Raw genomic sequence first — 18,164 nt, 5'->3', positions numbered from 1 at the left:
CAATTCATCGGTTCCCCACCCCGGAGTTTCCCCTACTCCCGTTCCCCATTATGGCAATTCGGCGATCTCCCCATCGATCGAACTTCCCATCGCGTTGAGGATCGACGTCGAAATGCTCACGCTGACTTGCTTCACCGACCCATCGGCCATCAGGAAGTGGACCATGCCCGGATGCCAGCTTCCCAATGCCGGGCCGGCGATGCCGACGACCGGATCGTTCGGCGTCTGCGCCAAGGGTCGATCGCGCATCGGGCCGCTGATCCAATACTCGCCGTAGCCTCCCGGGCCGCCGGCGCCGTTGTAGTAGATGTACCCGTCGCGTCCGCGTTCCTCGGATCCGCCCAGGACGCCGTTGGCATGGCAGCAATCGAGGGAGGAACCGATCGTCTTTTGGTTGATGTACTTTTCCGCGAGCATGGCGGTCTTGCTGAGCCCATCGGTGATGAACGCGGCGTCGGTGCGCGGCTTCCAACCCTTGGTCGACTCGAGACAGTCGGCGTTGGGCACTTCCAAATTGTCGTCGGTTCCGTTGCCGTTGAGGTCGACGTCCGCGAGCGCGACCTGCAGGACGCCCTGTTGCGTCTCGACGCCGACGTACGTCCGCCACTCGCCGGAGGTGTTGGTCGTCCAGTTGGTGATCGCGTAATCACCCACGGAAGAGTTCTTGCTGTTGACCTTTCCGGGACGACGGCGGGTCGGACAGACATAGGCCGCGAGCGTCCCTCTCCCCTCTTCGAGCACATCCTTGTTCTGGTTGGCCGCGGCCGTGACGTCGGCCGGCAAGGAGTTGAGCGGGTTGTTGGTGGCGGTCGGCCCGTGAATTTCCAGCCGATCGTACATCTGCTGCTGATCCATGTAGGGCAGGATGATCGCCCAGAAGGTCAACCTGCCGTAGCCGAGTGTCGAGGGCGGAAAGCCGCCGTGCGAATCGTGAAAGTTGTGGATCGCCGACCCGAGCTGCTTGAGGTTGTTACGGCAACTCGTCGCCCGCGCCGCCTCGCGGGCTTGCTGCACCGCGGGAAGGAGCAGACTGACCAAGACCCCGATGATCGCGATGACGACCAACAACTCGACGAGCGTGAATCCCGCGCGTCGACGGACGCCACCTGAATATGATCGAAGCAATGAAAGACTCCTTCCTGGATTTCATGAATCCGGACACTTTTGGAAGACCGTGACGATTCGGTGACTTCGCTCCGGCGTTCGCCCAGCCCGGTCCCTCATCGTCGGCAGCCCACATCGGTCAGCCGACGGCTAGGGCACTTGGTCCATTTGAACGTTCTGGTGCCACTGGCTGCTTGTCAGCCGGTGCCAAGTGGATCGCCGCCCGTTGGTCGATGCGCTGCCGCCTCCGAACGGCCCGCTTAAATCAACGGGCCGCTAGTGTCCTGGTTGACTAGTTCGCCACATCGAATCTCGGCCCTCAGATCGTGTGGAGGATTGCCCAATCAAAGGCGTTTTCCGCATGCCCACGGCCAGCGTGGGCATGGCACCCAAGAGTTTCTTGGGTCCAATAACGAACCAATCGGGACACTAGGGCAGCTCGACGATCTCGCCGTCGACCGCGTTGCCCAGATCGCTGATGATCGACGTCGAAACGCTGACGCTCACCTGTTTCACCGAACCATCTCCCATCAGGAAATGGACCATGCCGGGATGCCAGCTTCCGAGCGCCGGACCGCTGGTGCCGATTTTCGGATCATTCGGGATCTGCGCCAAGGGCCGATCCCGGGTCGGACCGCTGATCCAATACTCCCCGTAGCCTCCCGGACCATTGGCTCGGTTCCAGTAGATGTAGCCGTCGCGTCCCCGTTCCTCCGCCGTGCCGATCTCGCCATTGGCGTGGCAACAATCGTTGCCCGTGCGAATCGATTTCTCCGACACGAACTTCTCCGCGAGAATCGCCGTCTTGCTAAGTCCGTCGGTCACGTAGGAAGCGTCGGTGCGCGGCCGCCATCCCTTGGTCGACTCGAGCATGTCGGCGGTGGGCGTTTGAAGATTGTCGTCGACGCCATTGCCATTGATGTCGACATCGGCCTTGGCGACTTGGAGCACCCCGCGATGGGTGGTGACATCGCGGTGGAACTGCCACTCCCCCGCCCCACTGGTCGACCAATTGACGATTGCGTAGTCCCCGACGGACGAGTTCTTACTGTTGACGACGCCACTACGTCGCCGGGTGGGACAGACGTAGAGCGAGAGCGTTCCCGTGCCTCCATCGAGGACTTGAGCATTCTGATTCGCGGCGGCCACCACCGGTCCCCCGAGCGTTGAGATCGGATGGCCCGCGTGCCCCGATCCGTGAATATCGAGTCGATCGTACATCGACTGCTGATCGACGAAAGGAAGAATGATCGCCCAAAAGGTTAGCTTCCCATCGCCGAGCGTCGCGGGAGGAAAACCTTCGTGAGCATCGTGGAACTGATGGACCGCAATCCCCAACTGTCGCAGGTTGTTGCGACAGTTCGCGGTGCGTGCCGCTTCACGCGCCTGCTGCACCGCCGGCAACAGTAGACCGACCAAGACTCCGATGATGGCGATGACCACCAGCAGTTCCACGAGCGTGAAGCCACGGCGATTACCGCTCGACGAAGGACGGCACGAGCGGAGCATATTGGTTCTCCTAGCTTGCGGGTGAGGACGGATTTGAGATGGTGGCCCCTGAGGTCAATGGCCCCCGCTGTCGCGGCACAGCTTCAACCAGTCCGGTGCTCCGCGCGGTGTGAACGGCTCGCCCCGTCATGCTTGATCCCAGGCCGACATGACCAGCCCTCGGTCACTGGCTGGCAAGCAGCAAGTGGTCTCCGAAACCTCGGAAGGACCTAACAGATCGTTGAACCATTCAAATGTGCGCGAAGCGATCGGAAAGTGACGGATCGGTGCGTTCGAGTTGGTCGAGACTTCGGTCACGCATCGAACCAATCACGACCCGCTGAGTATCCTCGATCGGCGTCCGAGGTTCAACAAGTCTTCTTGGTAAGAATCGTCCATCATCAAAATGAACGACGCGTGGTACCGAATACTCAAGAGAGGAAATCGCAAGTCGCGACTTGTGCCCTGACGAAACCATTCATCGCCAAGAGGTTCTCAGGTCCCAAGACATTCTGGGTGCCTGCCCACGCTCGCCGTGGGCATGAGGGACACGCTCGCCGTGGGCAAGAGGGACACGCCGTTGACTTGGCACGCCCCCACATGATCGGAGAAAGAGATGACGCGAAATGAAACTACCGGGTGCATGCGGAGTCGGTCTCTGATTCGACGACTTCCTACAAGACAAAGACTCGCTCGCTCACCCGAGGCGGGCGACCGCTTCCGCGATCTCACGACGACCGACCGGCATGTGCAGCGGCGTTTCCAATCCGAGTTCCTCGAGCGCCTCGGCCGAAACCTCGTCGCCGTAGCCCGCCAGCAGGAGCACCTTCAAGTCCGGGTTCAACCGTTTCATCTCCCGCAAGATGTAGTCGCCGGAGAGATCCGCTAGCGATTGCTCGGCGACCACGAGGTCGAAGTTGGTGAAGTCCTGCTCGAACCGCGCCAGCGCCCCGCGGGCATTGGCGCAGTGGGTCACGCTGTGCCCCAGAACTCCGAGCGTCTCCTCGAGCATCTCCCGCAGCGCCTCGTGAGTCACCACGAGAAGAACGCGGGAGGACTGCTGATCCTGGGAGATGAGATCGGGGACGTCGCCGTGCGGTGTTCCCTCCTCCGCCCGAGGCAGGTAGACCGAAATCGCGCTCCCCCCTTCGTCCAGCCCCTTCGCCTCCACCCGGCCACGACTCGCCGTCGCCAAGCCATGCACCACGGCGAGTTGCATGCCGCGCGGGAGATCGCCCGACGCCGACTGGTAGAATGGTTCGAAGAGACGATCGGCGTCCTCCTCGTGGAGCGTCGACACCGACTCGCGCACCGAAACGCACACGTAGTGACGCAGATGGGTGTCGAAACTCTCCGACCGATCGCCAAGGGTGACGTTGAGATCGATCACCCCGCGCAGATCGCCCACCACCGCCGTGGCATGCTCGACGAGACTCGTGACGATGATCCGAAGATCGCGCGGATCGACCAGGGCCAACGCCGGCTCCGTCGGGACGTGAAGCCGCAACTCCGCGTGCGGAGATGCCACGTCGACGAGTTGCGGCTCCAACTGCTCCACCAGCGTCCCGACGTCGATGACCAAGGTTCGCTGTTCACACGCACCGCTAAAGGCGAGAAGCTGCGAGACGACCTCCGAGGCATGGGCCGCGGCGATGCGCGAACGATCGACGTAGCCGTAGAGCCGTCCCTTGGGATCGACCAGACTCGAGGCCAAGTCGGCGTAGCCGTAGATCACCGCCAACCAATGCCCAAAGTCGCCGGCGAGTCCACGCGCCATGACCTTGAGCGATTCCATCACCCGCCGACGAAGCTCGAGTCGCTCGCGCGTCGCCCGTTCGCGGATGTCGCGCAGGAAGTAGACGTAGACCACTTCGTCCTGCCCCTGGAACCGTGTTCGGGTCACCTCGGCGGGAACGATCGTCCCGTCCGAACGCTTCACGGCGATCCGGCTCGGCAAGGGCTCGCTGATGAGAATCGGCCTGGTCTCCGTGTCGACTCTCCCCCGAAACTCGTCGGGAAGCACCGCCAGGAACTCTTCGATCGGCGCCCCGATCAGTTCGCTCGTCGTGCGACCGAAGAGACGGTCGCTCGTCCCGGCGCAGAGCGTGATCGTGTGGCGCGCATCGGTCGTCAGAAGGGCATCGTCCAGCGAGCCGAGCAAGTGCTGAAAACGCTCGCGCTCCCGATTGATCTTCTCTTCCCACTCGAGCAAGATCTCTTGGATCCGCTGTTCGAAGTCGTCGCGCTGCCGCGCCAACTCCAACTGGAGATCGCGCAATTCGGAGACATCGTCGACCACCGCGAGGGCGGCCTCCCAGTCCTCGCCCTTAACGCGCTGGGCGACGACGCGAAGCAATCGTTGCCGTTCCTCGTCCAGTCGTGACACCCGAACATCGACGACTTCGTCGTGCGCGATCCCTCCCCAAGACTCGCGCATCGCGACCGCGTCCCCATCGACGGCGAGTTCGAAGAGCGTTCGCGACGGCGCCTCCTCCTGAGACCACCCCAGGAGCCGCTGGGCCGACGTATTGAGTTGCAAGCATCGCGCGCTGGCCACATCGAGCAGTAGCAACGGAATCGGCGCTTGCTCGAGAACCGCCTGGTAGCGATCGCGGGAACGTCGCAGCGAACGTTCCGTTTCCTGGAGACTCGTCAGGTCGTGCCCGACGACGAGGATGCCCCGACGACGCTCCGCCGCATCCAAGACCGGAGCCGCCGCCCAAGAGAAGGTCCGCTCGGTGACATCGGCGGTCAACAACGCGTGGGTCCACGTCGAGGCTTCGTTTTGTTCCTGAAGCAGCTCGAGGGCCATCTGGGCCTCCTCCCGGTCCCGATCGGAGGAGGACTGTTCGAGCCAATCGCGGCCCACCCAACCATCGGGATGCTCTCCGACGAGTCGCAACCATTCGTTGCTGTGGCGTTCGATGCGGCCCTCATCGTCGATGAGGATCATTGGCGCCGGGGTGGTCGCGAAGAGCTCCGTCAAGAAGTCGATCGACCGCTGAAGCCTGGCCGAGGAATCGAACGTGTCGGTCACGTCGACGAGGTAGCCGTTGACGGCCACGATCCGTCCGGAGGCGTCTCGCTCGGCCCAGCCCCGCTCGCGAATCCAGTGATGACGCTCGTCCGAAGGGCTGTGACGCCATTCGACGACATAGGTCTCGCCCTGATCGACCGCGATCTGGCGAACCTTCTCCACCTCGGAACGACGTGGTTCCTCCGTCAGGGCGAGGAACCCATTCCAGTCGGGCGGCCCCATCTCGGGATCGCGCTCGAGCAGCGTGAAGAGACCGGGCGACCACTCGAAGCGACCATCCTGTAGGTCCAGTCGCCAGGTTCCCGCTCGACCGCCACGTTCGGCCTCGCCGATGCGCCGTTCGCTCGCGTGCAACCGTCTCTCGTAGTCGAGCCACTTCGTCACATCACGAAGCGCGAAGAGGAAACCGCCCGAGCCCGGCCCCCCCGAGAGCGCCGCGACCCGCGTCCCAAAGAACCGCTCGCCCAACGAACGGAGCTGAAGCGTCAACTCCACCGGACCGCTTCCACGCCCAGCTCGCTCGCAGGCCTGGTCGATCACCGCGGCCTCCGACGCGAGCTGCTCGGCGAGGTTGTGGCCGACCAGCGACTCGCTGACCAGCCCCTCGACGGAACCGTAGACCTTCTCCACCGCCAAGTCCGCATCGGTGGCGATCAACAAGTCGGGCATCGCGCCCAGGATACCCTGGAACTGCTCCAACGCCTCTTGATCGGAGAGCGCCTTGAGCTTCGTCGCCGAAAAGTCGAGGATCGCTCCCGCCCAACCGGGAGACCCATCGCGTCCCACTCGCGGGATGGCGAGAGTGCGGAGCCAGCGCCCTTCGTTCCCGATGCGCACGTCGCGCGATTTGGTTTCGCGCGTGGTGCTGACATCGATGACTCCATCGTCCGGCAAGAGTCCCGGCATCCACGACGGCGCCCGCCCAAGGACATCGTCGCGGGAAACGCCGAGGATCCCTTCGCACCGCCCCCCGACGAACTGCGGGGTGAACTGCCCACCGTGATGGTCGACGTCGAAGACCACAATCGGAAGCGAATCGATGATCGCGCTGATTCGGTTGGTTTGCTCGCGAGCCTTCTCGAGTTCCTCGGTAAGACTGGCAACCTCTCGGCGCGACTCTTGAAGCTCTTCCGTCAACCGGGACGCTTTCTCGCGTGTCGCTTGCAGCTCCTCGGCAAGCTTGGCGATGTCGGACCGCGCGGCATCAAGATCACGAACCCGGGTCGTGACGTCATGCCAGACCCACGCGACCAAACCGTCACGACCTTGAACCTGCGTCAACGGCGTCGCGGCGATGTCGTAGGTCTCGCCCCGGCATGCCGCCTGCAACGTCAGCGACTGCGACTCCACGCCGGCCTGCCCGATGCGGAGGAGATCGTCGTTGGCCATCGCGGCGCCGAGCAGGTCGACGAGCGATCGGCCCTCCACTTCGGCAACGCTCTTTCCCACCATGGCCGCGAAGGCGCTATTGGCGACCTCGACGATACAGGAGCCGGCCTTCGACTCGGTCAGGAGGGCCGGCACGGGGAGGCTCGCGAAGGCCTGACCGATGAACTGGCGGCGGCGCTCGACTTCGTACTCGTCGGTCGAGTCGAAACCGACCGCGAGCATCGACTCAAGCTTGCCAGCGTCGTCGAACGTCGCCCCCTCGGTCCAGCGATACCAGCGGTCACCGGCCTTGGTGCCCAACTGATAGACGCGGCGCCGCGACGGCTGCGAGGGCGTCAGCGGAAGAACCTCGCCACTCGAGTCTCCGGAGGCGTCGCCCGCCAGCATCTTCGCCGGTTCGAAGGGTTCCCGATCGGTCGAGGCGCCGCTGACCAATCGCTTCAGCGCCGGATTGATCAGCGTGGGGGTTTCGTCGCTGGAGGTCCGCCAAGCCGGTTCGGGCAACGCTTCCCAAAGCCCGCGATAGAGGATGATCTGCTTTTCGCGTTCGAGCTCGCGCTTTTCGTAGGCGGACAGGGCACGATGGAGAAAATAGAGACTTGCGAGGACGAGCAGGCTGATCGCGAGAGCGGCCATCTCCCGATAGACGAGAATCTTGACGCCCTCATCCTGCACGAAGAGGTCGGGAATCTGCGATCCGGCGAGCACCGCGACGGTGATCGTCAGCGGCTCGAGACGCCAGTCCCGATGGCGACGCACCAAGAGCCAGGACACGACGACGGCGAAGAGCCGAATCCCAATCGAAACGAGATCGACGAAGAACATCCGTGATTGCCCCTGACCCATCGTCGCGACGTCCGGGAGAAGCCCCCGCGAATCGCGCCTTTGCGCAAACTGGGCGGATGGGGCCATCGAGTCGGTTCGATAGGAAAGGTTCACCACACTCCGCCGTCCCCACGGCTTACTCCGAGAAGGTAGGTTGCGTCAACTCCGCTAGACAAAGCTCGGAAATTTGTTGAACTTCCGTTGTCGAGTTCCCGACCCAAGGTATAATGAACCTACGTACACTATCCTAAGGATGGACGGAAGGCTCTCGACGCCCGGATCCATCGACGTTCGAGCCGATCGCTCACGTTCACGCAGAAGCGGCTTTTCACACGCACAAGGGGAATTCCATGGCCAGTAACAATGGCTCTACCAACGACAAGGCCCTCAAGAGCACCTTGCAGCTTGTGGAAAAGCAGTTCGGCAAGGGCTCCATCATGAAGTTGGGGGCGTCACAGGCGCAGAAGATCGACGGCATCTCCTCCGGCGCCCTCTCGCTCGACTTGGCGCTCGGCGGCGCGGGTGTCCCCAGAGGCCGCATTGTCGAGCTCTTTGGCCCGGAATCGAGCGGCAAGACGACCATCGCGCTGCACGTGGTGGCGGAAGCCCAGCGAGCCGGCGGGGTGGCCGCCTTTGTCGACGCGGAACACGCCCTCGACCCGAGTTGGGCCAAGAGAGTCGGCGTCGACATCGAGAACCTTCTCGTCAGCCAACCCTCCAGCGCGGAAGAAGCTCTGCAGATCACGGAAATGCTGGTCAAATCGGATGCGGTCGACATTATCGTCATCGACTCGGTCGCCGCTCTGGTCCCTCGGGCGGAACTCGAGGGCGAGATGGGTGATTCCCACGTCGGCCTGCAAGCCCGACTGATGAGCCAGGCGCTTCGCAAGCTGACCGGAGCCCTGGCCCGAAGCAGGACGGTCCTCGTCTTCATCAACCAGATTCGCCAGAAGATCGGCGTGATGTTCGGCAATCCCGAGACGACCACGGGTGGTCTGGGGCTGAAGTTCTATTCCTCGTGCCGGATCGATGTTCGCCGCATCTCCCAGATCAAGGATGGCGACGAAGTGGTCGGTTCGCGGATCCGGGCGAAGGTGGTGAAAAACAAGATCGCGCCCCCATTTCGGACGGCCGAGTTCGACCTGATGTACAATGAGGGGGTCAGCCGCGAGGGAGACGTGATCGATCTCGGCATCGCGGACCGAATTATTGGAAAGAGTGGTTCCTGGCTCAGCTACGGCGACATCCGCTTGGGACAGGGACGTGAAAATGCGAAGAATTTTCTCCGCGAATCACCCGAGATCTTCAGCGAGATTCGCGATAAGATTCTTCAGAAGCGAAGTCCCGCCCCGGCCCAAGCGGCTGAAGAGTCGCCTCCCGTCGAGTCTGACGGTGCTCGGGTCCGCTCGGGCACGTAGTGCGAGCGGTCTTGGCGGGGCATGGATGCTCCCAAGGAATCACGACGGATGAGACTTGGTCCACGTTGCATGTGGAAAGCGTTGGTTCTTGTCGTCTTGACGGCAGCGTCAAACGTCTGGACCAACCCTTCCCGGGCGGCCGACGGACCAGGGCCCAGCAAGGACCTCGCCGTCGTCGACGCAATGCAAAGCGTCTTCCAGCGGGCCATCCAGAAGGTGCAGCCGTCCGTCGGCTCGATTTTTCTTATCGATCAGCGCGTCGCGGCGTCCCCCTTCGCCGACCCGGCCAACGTCGGTCGGCCGCGAATCGACCGCTTCCCCGCCGATCCGAACGATCCCGCCCGGGATGCCGCCTCGGTCGGCTTCGGCAGCGGCATCGTGGTCGACGAACGTGGGTTAATCCTCACCTGTTATCACGTCGTCCGACCCGTCATCGACTCTCCGGGGCAGTACGCGCTTCGGATTCGCCTTAGTGACGGAAGTCAATACTTGGGCTCCGTTTACGCCGCCGATCCCAGAGGTGATCTCGCGGTCATCCGACTCGCCGGTTTCCCGGAACTCGATCTTCAGCCGATCACGATCACCGACGGCTCGACGTTGTTCGTCGGCCAGCTCGTTCTCGCGATCGGCAACCCCTTCGGCATTAGCGAACCCGACGGAGCGGTCAGTTCCTCCATGGGGATCGTCAGCAACATTCGTCGCCGACCCGCGAAGCGCAACCTTCGGCAAGAGGAGACGATTCACTTCAGCGGGCGCACCTTGGTCCAGACCGACGCCCGTCTAAACATGGGCGTCTCCGGAGGGGCCTTGGTCAATACCCGCGGCGAACTCGTCGGCGTCACCATGGCGTTGGCGGCGGCGAACGGATTCGAGACGCCGGGCGGCTTCGCGTTGCCGACCGATCGGCTCACTCAGCGGACGATCAAGACACTCGCGGAAGGTCGCGAGATGGAGTACGGGTTCCTCGGCATCGCCCCGATGACCGACATCTTCACTCCCCCGCTCGATCCGAACGCCCCGCCGATCCACGGCGTGCGTGTTCGCCAGATTGCTCCCCACTTGCCGGCCTATCGACTCGGCCTGCGGCAGGGAGATTTGATCGTCGGGATCAACGGCAAGCCGGTCCGAACCCAGGATGAACTCATTCTCGAGGTCGGGAGTTTTCCCGTCGGGACGGTCCTGGACATGAAAGTCCTCCGGGGCAACACGACCCAAGCCCTCAAGATTCCGCTCGCCAAGTTCCCCGTCTCCGGCAAGATCGTCGCCACCCATCGCCGGCCGACCTGGAACGGTATCCGTGTCGACCATTTGTCGGTGCTGATGAAAGAGCAAGGGTTCGCGTTGGCCCCGGTTCGCTCCTCGTTCCATCATGGCGGCGTCAGCATCGCCGAAGTCGCCGAAGGGAGCCCGGCCTACGAGAAAGGCTTGCGCGAGAAGCAGATCATTACCCGAGTGAACGGAAAAACGTTGTACGACCCCGACGACTTCGAGAAGGAAGTCGCAAGGGCCCGCGGTGAGGTCCGCCTCGAACTGTTCGACGGTGACCCGATTACGTTTGACGCGGCCCCGCTAGTCAAGTCTGACCAGGACACGAATGAAGACCGATGAATTGAGAGAGACTTACCTCGACTTCTTCGAGAGTAAGGGATGTGTGCGCCGTCCAAGTGATTTGCTGGTTCCCCTCAACGACCAGAGCGTTCTTTTCACGCCCGCCGGCATGAACCAATTCAAGGAGCAATTCCTTGGCATTGGCAAGACCGACTTCACGCGCGCGACGACATGCCAAAAGTGCATCCGCACGGGCGATATCGAGAACGTCGGGGTCACCCCCTTTCACATGACGTTCTTCGAGATGCTCGGCAACTTCAGCTTCGGCGACTACTTCAAACGCGACGCGATCCACTGGGCTTGGGAGTTCGTCACCCAGAAGCTCGGCATCGACGGCAATCGGCTGACGATCAGCGTTTACGAGGACGACGACGAGGCGTTCGGCATCTGGAACGAGGAGATCAAGGTCCCTTCGTCGCGCATCCGCCGCTGTGACGAGGAGGACAACTTCTGGCCCGCCGGGGCGCCGACGCATGGTCCCAACGGGGTCTGCGGCCCCTGCTCGGAGATCTTCGTTCAGCTCGATGGCGGCAAGGAAGTCGAGATCTGGAACCTCGTCTTCACCCAGTTCAACCGCGTCGGCGTCAAGCAGCTCGAGCCGCTTCCCAGCAAGAATATTGACACGGGCATGGGACTGGAGCGGACCGCCAGCGTGCTCCAAGGGGTCGACTCGGTCTTCGGTATCGACATCCTCAAACCGATCGTCGACGCCGCCGGGCAACTCCTTGGAAAGTCTCCCGACGAGGAGATGCGACGGCTGCGGCGCATCTCCGAACACCTTCGGACCGTCACGTTCTGCATGCACGAGAACGTCATGCCCTCGAACGAGAAGCAGGGCTACGTCGTCAGGCGCCTCCTTCGCCGCGCGGTCCTCGACGCGTATCAACTCGGCACGGACGAAGCCATTCTCCATCAGCTCGTAACCCCGATCGTCGAGGCGATGAAGGCGGGCTATCCCGAGCTTGCCAAGACCGCCGGGGGCGTCGCGGGCTCGATCAAGGCCGAGGAAGAACGGTTCCTCAACACCATCGATCGTGGCATGTCGCTCTTCGAGTCGGAAGCCAAGGGAGAGGAGATCTCCGGCGAGGCCGCCTTCAAGCTGCACTCGACCTACGGCTTCCCGATCGAGCTGACCGAGGAACTGGCCCAGCAGCGCGGCGTCAAGCTCGACCGCGAGGCCTACGAACAAAGCGTCAAGCAGCACGCTCTCGACAGTGGCTCCGGCGCGTTCACCAAAGAGCTCTTCAACGTCGGTCCGATCCAGACGCTCAAGTCGACGCTACCCACGACCGAGTTCGTCGGCTACGACCAGCAGAGCGGAAAAGCGACCATCAAGGCGATCATCGCGGACAACCAGCTTGTCGAGGACTCCGTCGCGACTGGCCACGAATCGGCGCTCACCATCGTTCTGGACCGAACCCCCTTTTACGGGGAATCGGGCGGCCAGGTCGGCGATGTCGGCATGCTTGAGGCCGACGGGTTCCGCTTCGAGGTTCAAGACACTCAGAAAACCGACGGCTACCACCTTCACGTCGGCCACATCCGCGAGGGAAGCGCCAAGATCGGCCAGGAAGTGACCGCCGCGATCGATGCCGAACGACGTCTCGGCATCCAGCGGGCTCACTCCGCGACCCACGTGCTCCACGCCGGGCTCCACCAGGTGCTCGGCAACCACGCCACCCAGGCCGGATCGAAGGTCGAGGACGATTTGCTTCGCTTCGACTTCCGGCACGACAAAGCGGTGGCTCCCGAGGAGCTCAAGCGGATCGAACGTTTCGCGAACGATCATGTCATGCAAGCCGACGCGATCGGCTGGGCGGTCCACCCCATCGAGGAAGCTCGCAAGATGGGGGCCCAAGCCCTCTTCGGTGAGAAGTACGGCGATTCGGTTCGCGTCGTCTCGATGGGTTCGTTCAGCCAGGAGTTCTGCGGCGGTTGCCACGCGAGCAACACGGGAATGATCGGTCCGATCAAGATTGTCCGCGAGGAGTCGGTCTCGGCGGGCGTACGACGGATCTCGGCCCTCACCGGTCGTCGAGCCCTCGATCATCTGCGCGAACAGGAGGAATTGCTTTCTCAGGCCGCCGCTCGGGTCAAGGCGCCGCCGGTCGATCTTCCCAAACGAATCGACGCTCTCCAGCAAGAGATTCGCGACCTGAAGAAAGCCGCCAGCAAGCAGCAATCCGCGGCGAACAAGGATGTGACGGCCGAACTGCTGACCAATGCCCTGACGGTGGGCGACGCGAAGATCGTGGTGGCCGAGCTCGAAGGGGTCGGACCGGCCGATCTGAGAAAGCAGAGCGACGTGCTCAAGAGCAAGGCAAGTCCTGTTGCCCTGTTTTTGGCCTCGCGTGAGAATGAGAAAGTGCATTTGGTCGCCGCCGTGAGCAAGGATCTTGTCGGGAAGGGTCTTCACGCTGGCAAGTGGCTGGGCAAGGTCGCCGAGGTCGTCGGCGGGAAGGGCGGCGGTCGCCCCGACATGGCTCAGGGTGGTGGCAAGGATCCGGCGAAGACTCCCGAGGCTCTCACGCTCGCCAAGGAGATCGCCACCAGCGACCTGAAGGGCTAGGCTCTGTTCCAACTTGAAGTTGGTGTTGGTGTAACCCCAACCCCTTCGCACTGGCTGACAAGCAGCCAGTGGCACCCGAAAGTCAGGTCTTGACGGTGCTCTAATCCGGACGCGGCGAAACGACAGCGAGGCCAAGGATGGCCAAGAGACGCGACATCACCGCTGGGCTTCCAACGTCGTTGGTTCGATCCGAGGCAGCGGCGCTTGTTCTGCTGCTTTGCATCACCCTGTTGCCACGACTTTGCCTCGCCATCGGCGCGGTTGCTCCGGCGCGGGATATGCTTCGCTACGTCGAGGACGCGAGGCTCTTCGGCGAGACGAGCTTTCCGGAATTCCTCCGCTCCTCTTCCTCGCACCCCGTCTACCCTGTGACACTGTGGACGACCCACACGCTCGAAGTAACGCTGACCGGAAACGACACCCCCACGAGTTGGTGGCGTGTCGGCAAGATCGTCGGTATCGTCTCCTCGCTCGTTTTCGTGGCCGTTTCCTACCTGGTCGGCCGCGAGATTTGGTCGCCCCGCATCGCTTTCTGGGGCTGCGCGATCTTCGCGATTCTTCCCCGTCCAGCTCGCTATGCCGCCGATGTCCTTTCGGACAACGTCCATGCCGCGCTTTGGATGATCAGTTTCTACTTGCTACTTCGCTGGATGCGCGATGGACGGCGGCAACACGCCCTGCTCGCCGGCCTCGTGGCGGCGCTGGCATTCGCGACCCGTGTCGAAGCAATCCTCCTGCCAATGATCGCGGTCGCGAGCGGCGGACTCGTTTGGTGCGTCGATTCCCTCCGTACCACGCGGAAACCCACGTTCGACTCCTGGCGATATGGTTTGGCCCTGCTTTGCTACGTCGCGGCTTTCCTCCTTCCGGTCGGACTCCTGATGGGAGCGTCGCAACGTTGGACGACCAGCCGTAGCGCTCAAGCGATGGCCTCTCGGGCGAGCAAGCCGGTGGAAACCTTTCTCGCAAGCGGCTCAGTCGATCGACTCGCCGGCGTCGACGTCACCCGCTACAAACGCAGCCAGCAAGAAGACCAACATCAGCGCGACCAGTTATTGGAGATCACCGGTTCGTCCTGGCGGCTCCCGCTCCCCGCGGTCATCACGGCGGTCCTTCGCTTCGGGAAGGAGCTTGCCCAAGAGACGCGATTTTGGCCGTTACTCTTCGCGATTTGGGGGCTACTCGATCTCCGGGCCCGACGGCTGGCTCGATGGCCCAGCGTGGTCCCCGCGGTCGTCGCGATCCTCGCGTGTTCGGCGGCGCTAGTGCTGCTACGGCTGAAGGTCGGCTTCCTCGCCGGACGCTACCTGCTTCCCATCCTGCCGCTGGTCGCAATGGTCGCGGCAACGGGACTGTTCGCGGCGAGGAGCCGCGTCACCACCGGGCTGCGGTTCGCTTGGGAACGCAACTGGAGCAGCGAGCTATTCGCCATCCGGCGCCAGATCGCCTTCGTCGGCAGTGTCGCCATGATGGCACTCGCGCTATCGGTCCCCGATTGGTTTCGTCCACTGCATCCGCATCGGCGCGGTCATTTGGAGGCCGCCGCTTGGCTGCGATCGAACACCGCCAGGAGCAGCACGCTCTTCGACCCCGCCGGCGTGAGCGGGTTCTTCGCGGATCGCGAGGTGTGGGAGTTGGGATCGGCGGCGGAACCGGCCACGCTCCCCTTTGACTACGCGGTCATTGACCCGTCGCTCATCTTTCGGACCGACTTAGCCACCCACCGTACCATCGCCCGCGTCGACGCGATGGGTGATCTCGTCGCGACCTTCCCCAGCGGAGCGAGCACGGAGTCGGCCGACGTCTTCCTCTACCGCATCCCCTCATCGCTCGCGGCGATGACTCAGAAAGGTCCAAGTCGATGAATCGCCGGTTGCGGTCGCTCGCTTCGAGCCACGCGGAAACACCTGACGACCTGCGGGAGACGATCGCGTCTCGCTGTCCCGCCTGTTTCTCGCGCGAGTCGCAACTCGTCGAGCGCTTCCTCGGGCCCGAGGAGATCCCCTGGCGGATCGCGGCGTGCCTCGAGTGCGGCCAAATGTTCACCAACCCGCGACCGCGGCCTGACGATTGGGAACTCGACTACCCGGAGAACTATCCCCCGCACCAGACGGCGACCAAGCGCACCCGCTGGAGCACCCGACTACGTCGCACCCTCGAACGCTGGGTTCTTCGTCCCGGCCGCGACGTCGAGATGGGCTTTCTCGGCCCCGCCCGCCATTGGCCCGGCCTGGTGACGCGCCGTCGACTGCGTCCGCTGATCGATCCACGCTTCGTTCCCGTCCATGGGGAAGGAAGACTGCTCGACATCGGCTGCGGCAACGGGCATTACCTGGCGCGCATGCGACAACTCGGTTGGGACGCGACCGGCATCGACCGGAGTCCGCGTGCGATCGAGAAGGCCCACGAGGCGGGGGAGACGGCGACGTTCGTGACCGATTTTCCGGGGGCGGACGTCCCCGCCGGTCCCTTCGATCTGATCACCTCGTGGGAAGTCCTGGAACACCTCGATCGTCCCCGCCTGGCGTTGCGGGAAGCGCGGGGTCTGCTCGCGGTCGATGGACGGATCATGATGTCGGTTCCCAACCAGGATGGTTGGGCCGCGAAACACTTTGGTCCCGCATGGGCCGGGCTTGACCTACCACGACACCTGAGTCACTTCACCGCCGGTTCGCTCGTGAAGATGTTTGAATTGGAAGGACTCCGCGTCCGCAAGGTATTGACGGCACCGCATCCGGGATGGATCCGGCGATCGGCGCGACGTGCTCGCGAACTCGGCTTGGGTTGGTCGCGGACGATCTTCGCATCCAAGCACCTATCCCAGCTTGCGGCGAAGCGGGCCGATGCCGCGAAGAGCGGCGAATCCCTCTTCGTGATCGCTTCCCGCGGGTGACGACGTCCAACTTCAGGTTGCCGGCAACGTGACTCATTTTCACTGGCTGACAAGCAGCCAGTGGCCCCCGAACATCAGGTCGTCACGTCGTGTTAGAAGCCTTCGATGACTTCGTTGCCGTTGCGGCTACCCATGCCGGCAAAGGTGATGGGATCGACCGAACTGCTGATGAAGGTGACGCTTCCGTCGGTCATGATGAAGTGGGCGCCGCCGGGATGGTAGCTCGAATAGTCCTCGTCTTCCATCTCGATGTTGTTCGGCGGATGGACGTCTCCGGTGGGATCGCCGGTGTGGCCGAGCAGAAGATTGGCTCCCGCCTCGCCGGCGTTGTTGCGATAAGTCAGATCGATTCCGAACCAGGTCGTCGGCGTGTCGAATTGATTCGTGGGTCGGACGGCCCGGGTGGTCGTCGCACGCTCCCCGACCGCGATCGTCGTCGACGTTCCGTCGAGGATGGAACTCATCCCAATGCTCGAGTCCCGGTACAGAATCCCATTGGGGTTGTCGCCCAGCTCGGCCCCCGGCTCCCCTTGGCCAGCACATCCCGGATAGCTACTCCGCGCCATCGTGATCGCGCCCACGACTCCCGAACTTCCGGTCGGGTCGAAGACGATCTGACTCATGTCCCAGGCATCGTCGCCGGAGTCGGAGGGACAGAGCAGCCCTGGGATCCGGGTTCCGTAAATGGTCGCGAGGTTGTCCTCGGCGTTGGTCTCACTGAAGTTAATGCGGTCGTAGAGCTGCGTTTGATCGAGGTAGGGCAAGAGGTACGTGTTCCAACCGTAGCCGCCGTTGGTGATGTCCTCGGAGTTGGCATCGGTGGTGACATAGCCGGGCGGGAAGAGTCCATGGCTCTCGTGGTAGGTATGAAGCGCGATCCCGATCTGTTTGAGCTGACTCTTGCACTGCATGCGGCGCGCGGCTTCGCGTGCTTGCTGAACGGCTGGAAGCAGCAATCCGACCAACACGCCGATAATGGCGATGACGACAAGCAATTCAACGAGAGTGAAAGCGCGAGGCAAACGTCTGGGCATGGTGAGATCTCGGAGCCGGCGGTGTATGACGACGGAATACGAAAGGGTATCCGCGATCCGGTCAACCGTCAAACCTGGTATGACCCTCAATGCTCGCAAAGATCGCGAGGAGACAGCGCAACCTCTTTCACCGAGGGGTCTTAGCGAGAATGGATCGGTATGACAAAATATGTCAAATCAAGTCGAGACGCCGACGGGGGGAACGCTCGTTTCGGCAGTCCTGGCAGATGCCGTGGACGACGAATTGGTGCTTGGAGGGGCGAAACTGGAACTTGCGGCAGATCTCGTCCACTAGTTGAGAGATCTCTTCGCTGACGAACTCCAGTACCTTGCCACACTTTTCGCAGAAGAGGTGTTCGTGCTGCGGATAGCCGTAATCGTGCTCGTAAGCCGTTCGTGAACCTAGCTTTAACTCACGTAGAAGACCTGCTTCGACCAAGAGGGTCAGTGTCCGGTAGACCGTCGAGCGGCTGACGCGCAGACTCCGCTCGCGGACCCGAGCGACCAACTGGTCGGCTTCGAAGTGATTGTGCTCCTCGAAGACGTGCTCAACGAGCCGCATCCGCTCCCCGGTGCACTTGAGACCGTGCAAATCGAGGTACTCCCGAAACTTCTCCACGGGAGACTGGCTGACAGGCACCGACGGCAGGTCAACCGTGCCGTCGAAGATCTGTTTGGCGTCTTCAGGATCGAGGTTTGGTGTCGAAGTGCTCATCTTACCACCAGTATACTGACGTACCGCGTTGCGGTCCAATCCAGGCCCGCGCTTGGCCAAGCTCAATTTCTTCGCCGCAAGGGC

The 18,164-nt window shown here is 62.8% G+C and carries 10 protein-coding genes; 5 read left to right on the top strand and 5 right to left on the bottom strand.

What is annotated here, in order from left to right:
• Positions 1 to 48: 48 nt before the first annotated feature.
• The 3 genes from Pan216_RS11760 to Pan216_RS11750 all read right to left on the bottom strand — a co-directional run bounded on the left by Pan216_RS11760 (position 49) and on the right by Pan216_RS11750 (position 7,843).
• A complete protein-coding gene (locus tag Pan216_RS11760; RefSeq protein WP_145263885.1) occupies positions 49 to 1,125 on the bottom strand; it encodes a DUF1559 domain-containing protein in 1,077 nt (358 codons plus the stop codon).
• Between the two features lie 408 nt (positions 1,126 to 1,533).
• A complete protein-coding gene (locus Pan216_RS11755) occupies positions 1,534 to 2,613 on the bottom strand; it encodes a DUF1559 domain-containing protein (RefSeq protein WP_145263882.1) in 1,080 nt (359 codons plus the stop codon).
• A gap of 676 nt (positions 2,614 to 3,289) precedes the next feature.
• On the bottom strand, positions 3,290 to 7,843 hold the full coding sequence (locus tag Pan216_RS11750) for a PAS domain S-box protein (RefSeq protein WP_419193550.1): 4,554 nt from the start codon (positions 7,841 to 7,843) through the stop codon (positions 3,290 to 3,292).
• Positions 7,844 to 8,193: 350 nt separating this feature from the next.
• Here Pan216_RS11750 and recA point away from each other — a divergent pair, with 350 nt between their 5' ends.
• The 5 genes from recA to Pan216_RS11725 all read left to right on the top strand — a co-directional run bounded on the left by recA (position 8,194) and on the right by Pan216_RS11725 (position 16,331).
• On the top strand, positions 8,194 to 9,261 hold the full coding sequence (recA, locus tag Pan216_RS11745; RefSeq protein WP_145258180.1) for a recombinase RecA: 1,068 nt from the start codon (positions 8,194 to 8,196) through the stop codon (positions 9,259 to 9,261).
• A 48-nt stretch (positions 9,262 to 9,309) separates the two neighbouring features.
• Positions 9,310 to 10,869: a trypsin-like peptidase domain-containing protein gene (locus Pan216_RS11740; protein WP_419193549.1), complete on the top strand. Its 1,560-nt coding sequence runs from the start codon at positions 9,310 to 9,312 to the stop codon at positions 10,867 to 10,869.
• On the top strand, positions 10,856 to 13,438 hold the full coding sequence (gene alaS, locus Pan216_RS11735) for an alanine--tRNA ligase (protein ID WP_145258178.1): 2,583 nt from the start codon (positions 10,856 to 10,858) through the stop codon (positions 13,436 to 13,438). The genes Pan216_RS11740 and alaS overlap by 14 nt, the downstream gene beginning before the upstream one ends.
• Before the next feature lie 137 nt (positions 13,439 to 13,575).
• Entirely contained in the window at positions 13,576 to 15,303 is a 1,728-nt protein-coding gene (locus Pan216_RS11730) for a glycosyltransferase family 39 protein (protein WP_145258177.1), read from the top strand.
• Positions 15,300 to 16,331, top strand: a complete 1,032-nt coding sequence (locus Pan216_RS11725; RefSeq protein WP_145258176.1) for a class I SAM-dependent methyltransferase — start codon at positions 15,300 to 15,302, stop codon at positions 16,329 to 16,331. The genes Pan216_RS11730 and Pan216_RS11725 overlap by 4 nt, the downstream gene beginning before the upstream one ends.
• A gap of 92 nt (positions 16,332 to 16,423) precedes the next feature.
• Here the strand turns inward: Pan216_RS11725 and Pan216_RS11720 are convergent, their stop codons facing one another.
• Both Pan216_RS11720 and Pan216_RS11715 read right to left on the bottom strand, forming a co-directional pair.
• Positions 16,424 to 17,365 carry a DUF1559 domain-containing protein gene (locus tag Pan216_RS11720; protein ID WP_145263879.1) on the bottom strand — a complete coding sequence of 314 codons (942 nt, stop codon included), beginning with the start codon at positions 17,363 to 17,365 and terminating at the stop codon, positions 16,424 to 16,426.
• Between the two features lie 172 nt (positions 17,366 to 17,537).
• Positions 17,538 to 18,080 (bottom strand): Fur family transcriptional regulator, encoded by a 543-nt coding sequence (locus tag Pan216_RS11715; protein WP_145258175.1) that lies wholly within the window; start codon positions 18,078 to 18,080, stop codon positions 17,538 to 17,540.
• Positions 18,081 to 18,164: the final 84 nt, after the last annotated feature.

This window comes from Kolteria novifilia, assembly GCA_007748055.1.
In the GTDB taxonomy this organism is placed as follows: domain Bacteria; phylum Planctomycetota; class Planctomycetia; order Kolteriales; family Kolteriaceae; genus Kolteria; species Kolteria novifilia.
This window is presented reverse-complemented; position numbering and strand designations above follow the sequence as displayed.

What these genes read in the sequence shown, in the direction of transcription:
- Pan216_RS11755 (WP_145263882.1), bottom strand. Translation starts at nt 2,613, where the DNA reads ATGCTCCGCTCGTGCCGTCCTTCGTCGAGCGGTAATCGCCGTGGCTTC.
- Pan216_RS11750 (WP_419193550.1), bottom strand. Translation starts at nt 7,843, where the DNA reads ATGTTCTTCGTCGATCTCGTTTCGATTGGGATTCGGCTCTTCGCCGTC.
- recA (WP_145258180.1), top strand. Translation starts at nt 8,194, where the DNA reads ATGGCCAGTAACAATGGCTCTACCAACGACAAGGCCCTCAAGAGCACC.
- Pan216_RS11740 (WP_419193549.1), top strand. Translation starts at nt 9,310, where the DNA reads ATGAGACTTGGTCCACGTTGCATGTGGAAAGCGTTGGTTCTTGTCGTC.
- alaS (WP_145258178.1), top strand. Translation starts at nt 10,856, where the DNA reads ATGAAGACCGATGAATTGAGAGAGACTTACCTCGACTTCTTCGAGAGT.
- Pan216_RS11730 (WP_145258177.1), top strand. Translation starts at nt 13,576, where the DNA reads ATGGCCAAGAGACGCGACATCACCGCTGGGCTTCCAACGTCGTTGGTT.
- Pan216_RS11725 (WP_145258176.1), top strand. Translation starts at nt 15,300, where the DNA reads ATGAATCGCCGGTTGCGGTCGCTCGCTTCGAGCCACGCGGAAACACCT.
- Pan216_RS11720 (WP_145263879.1), bottom strand. Translation starts at nt 17,365, where the DNA reads ATGCCCAGACGTTTGCCTCGCGCTTTCACTCTCGTTGAATTGCTTGTC.
- Pan216_RS11715 (WP_145258175.1), bottom strand. Translation starts at nt 18,080, where the DNA reads ATGAGCACTTCGACACCAAACCTCGATCCTGAAGACGCCAAACAGATC.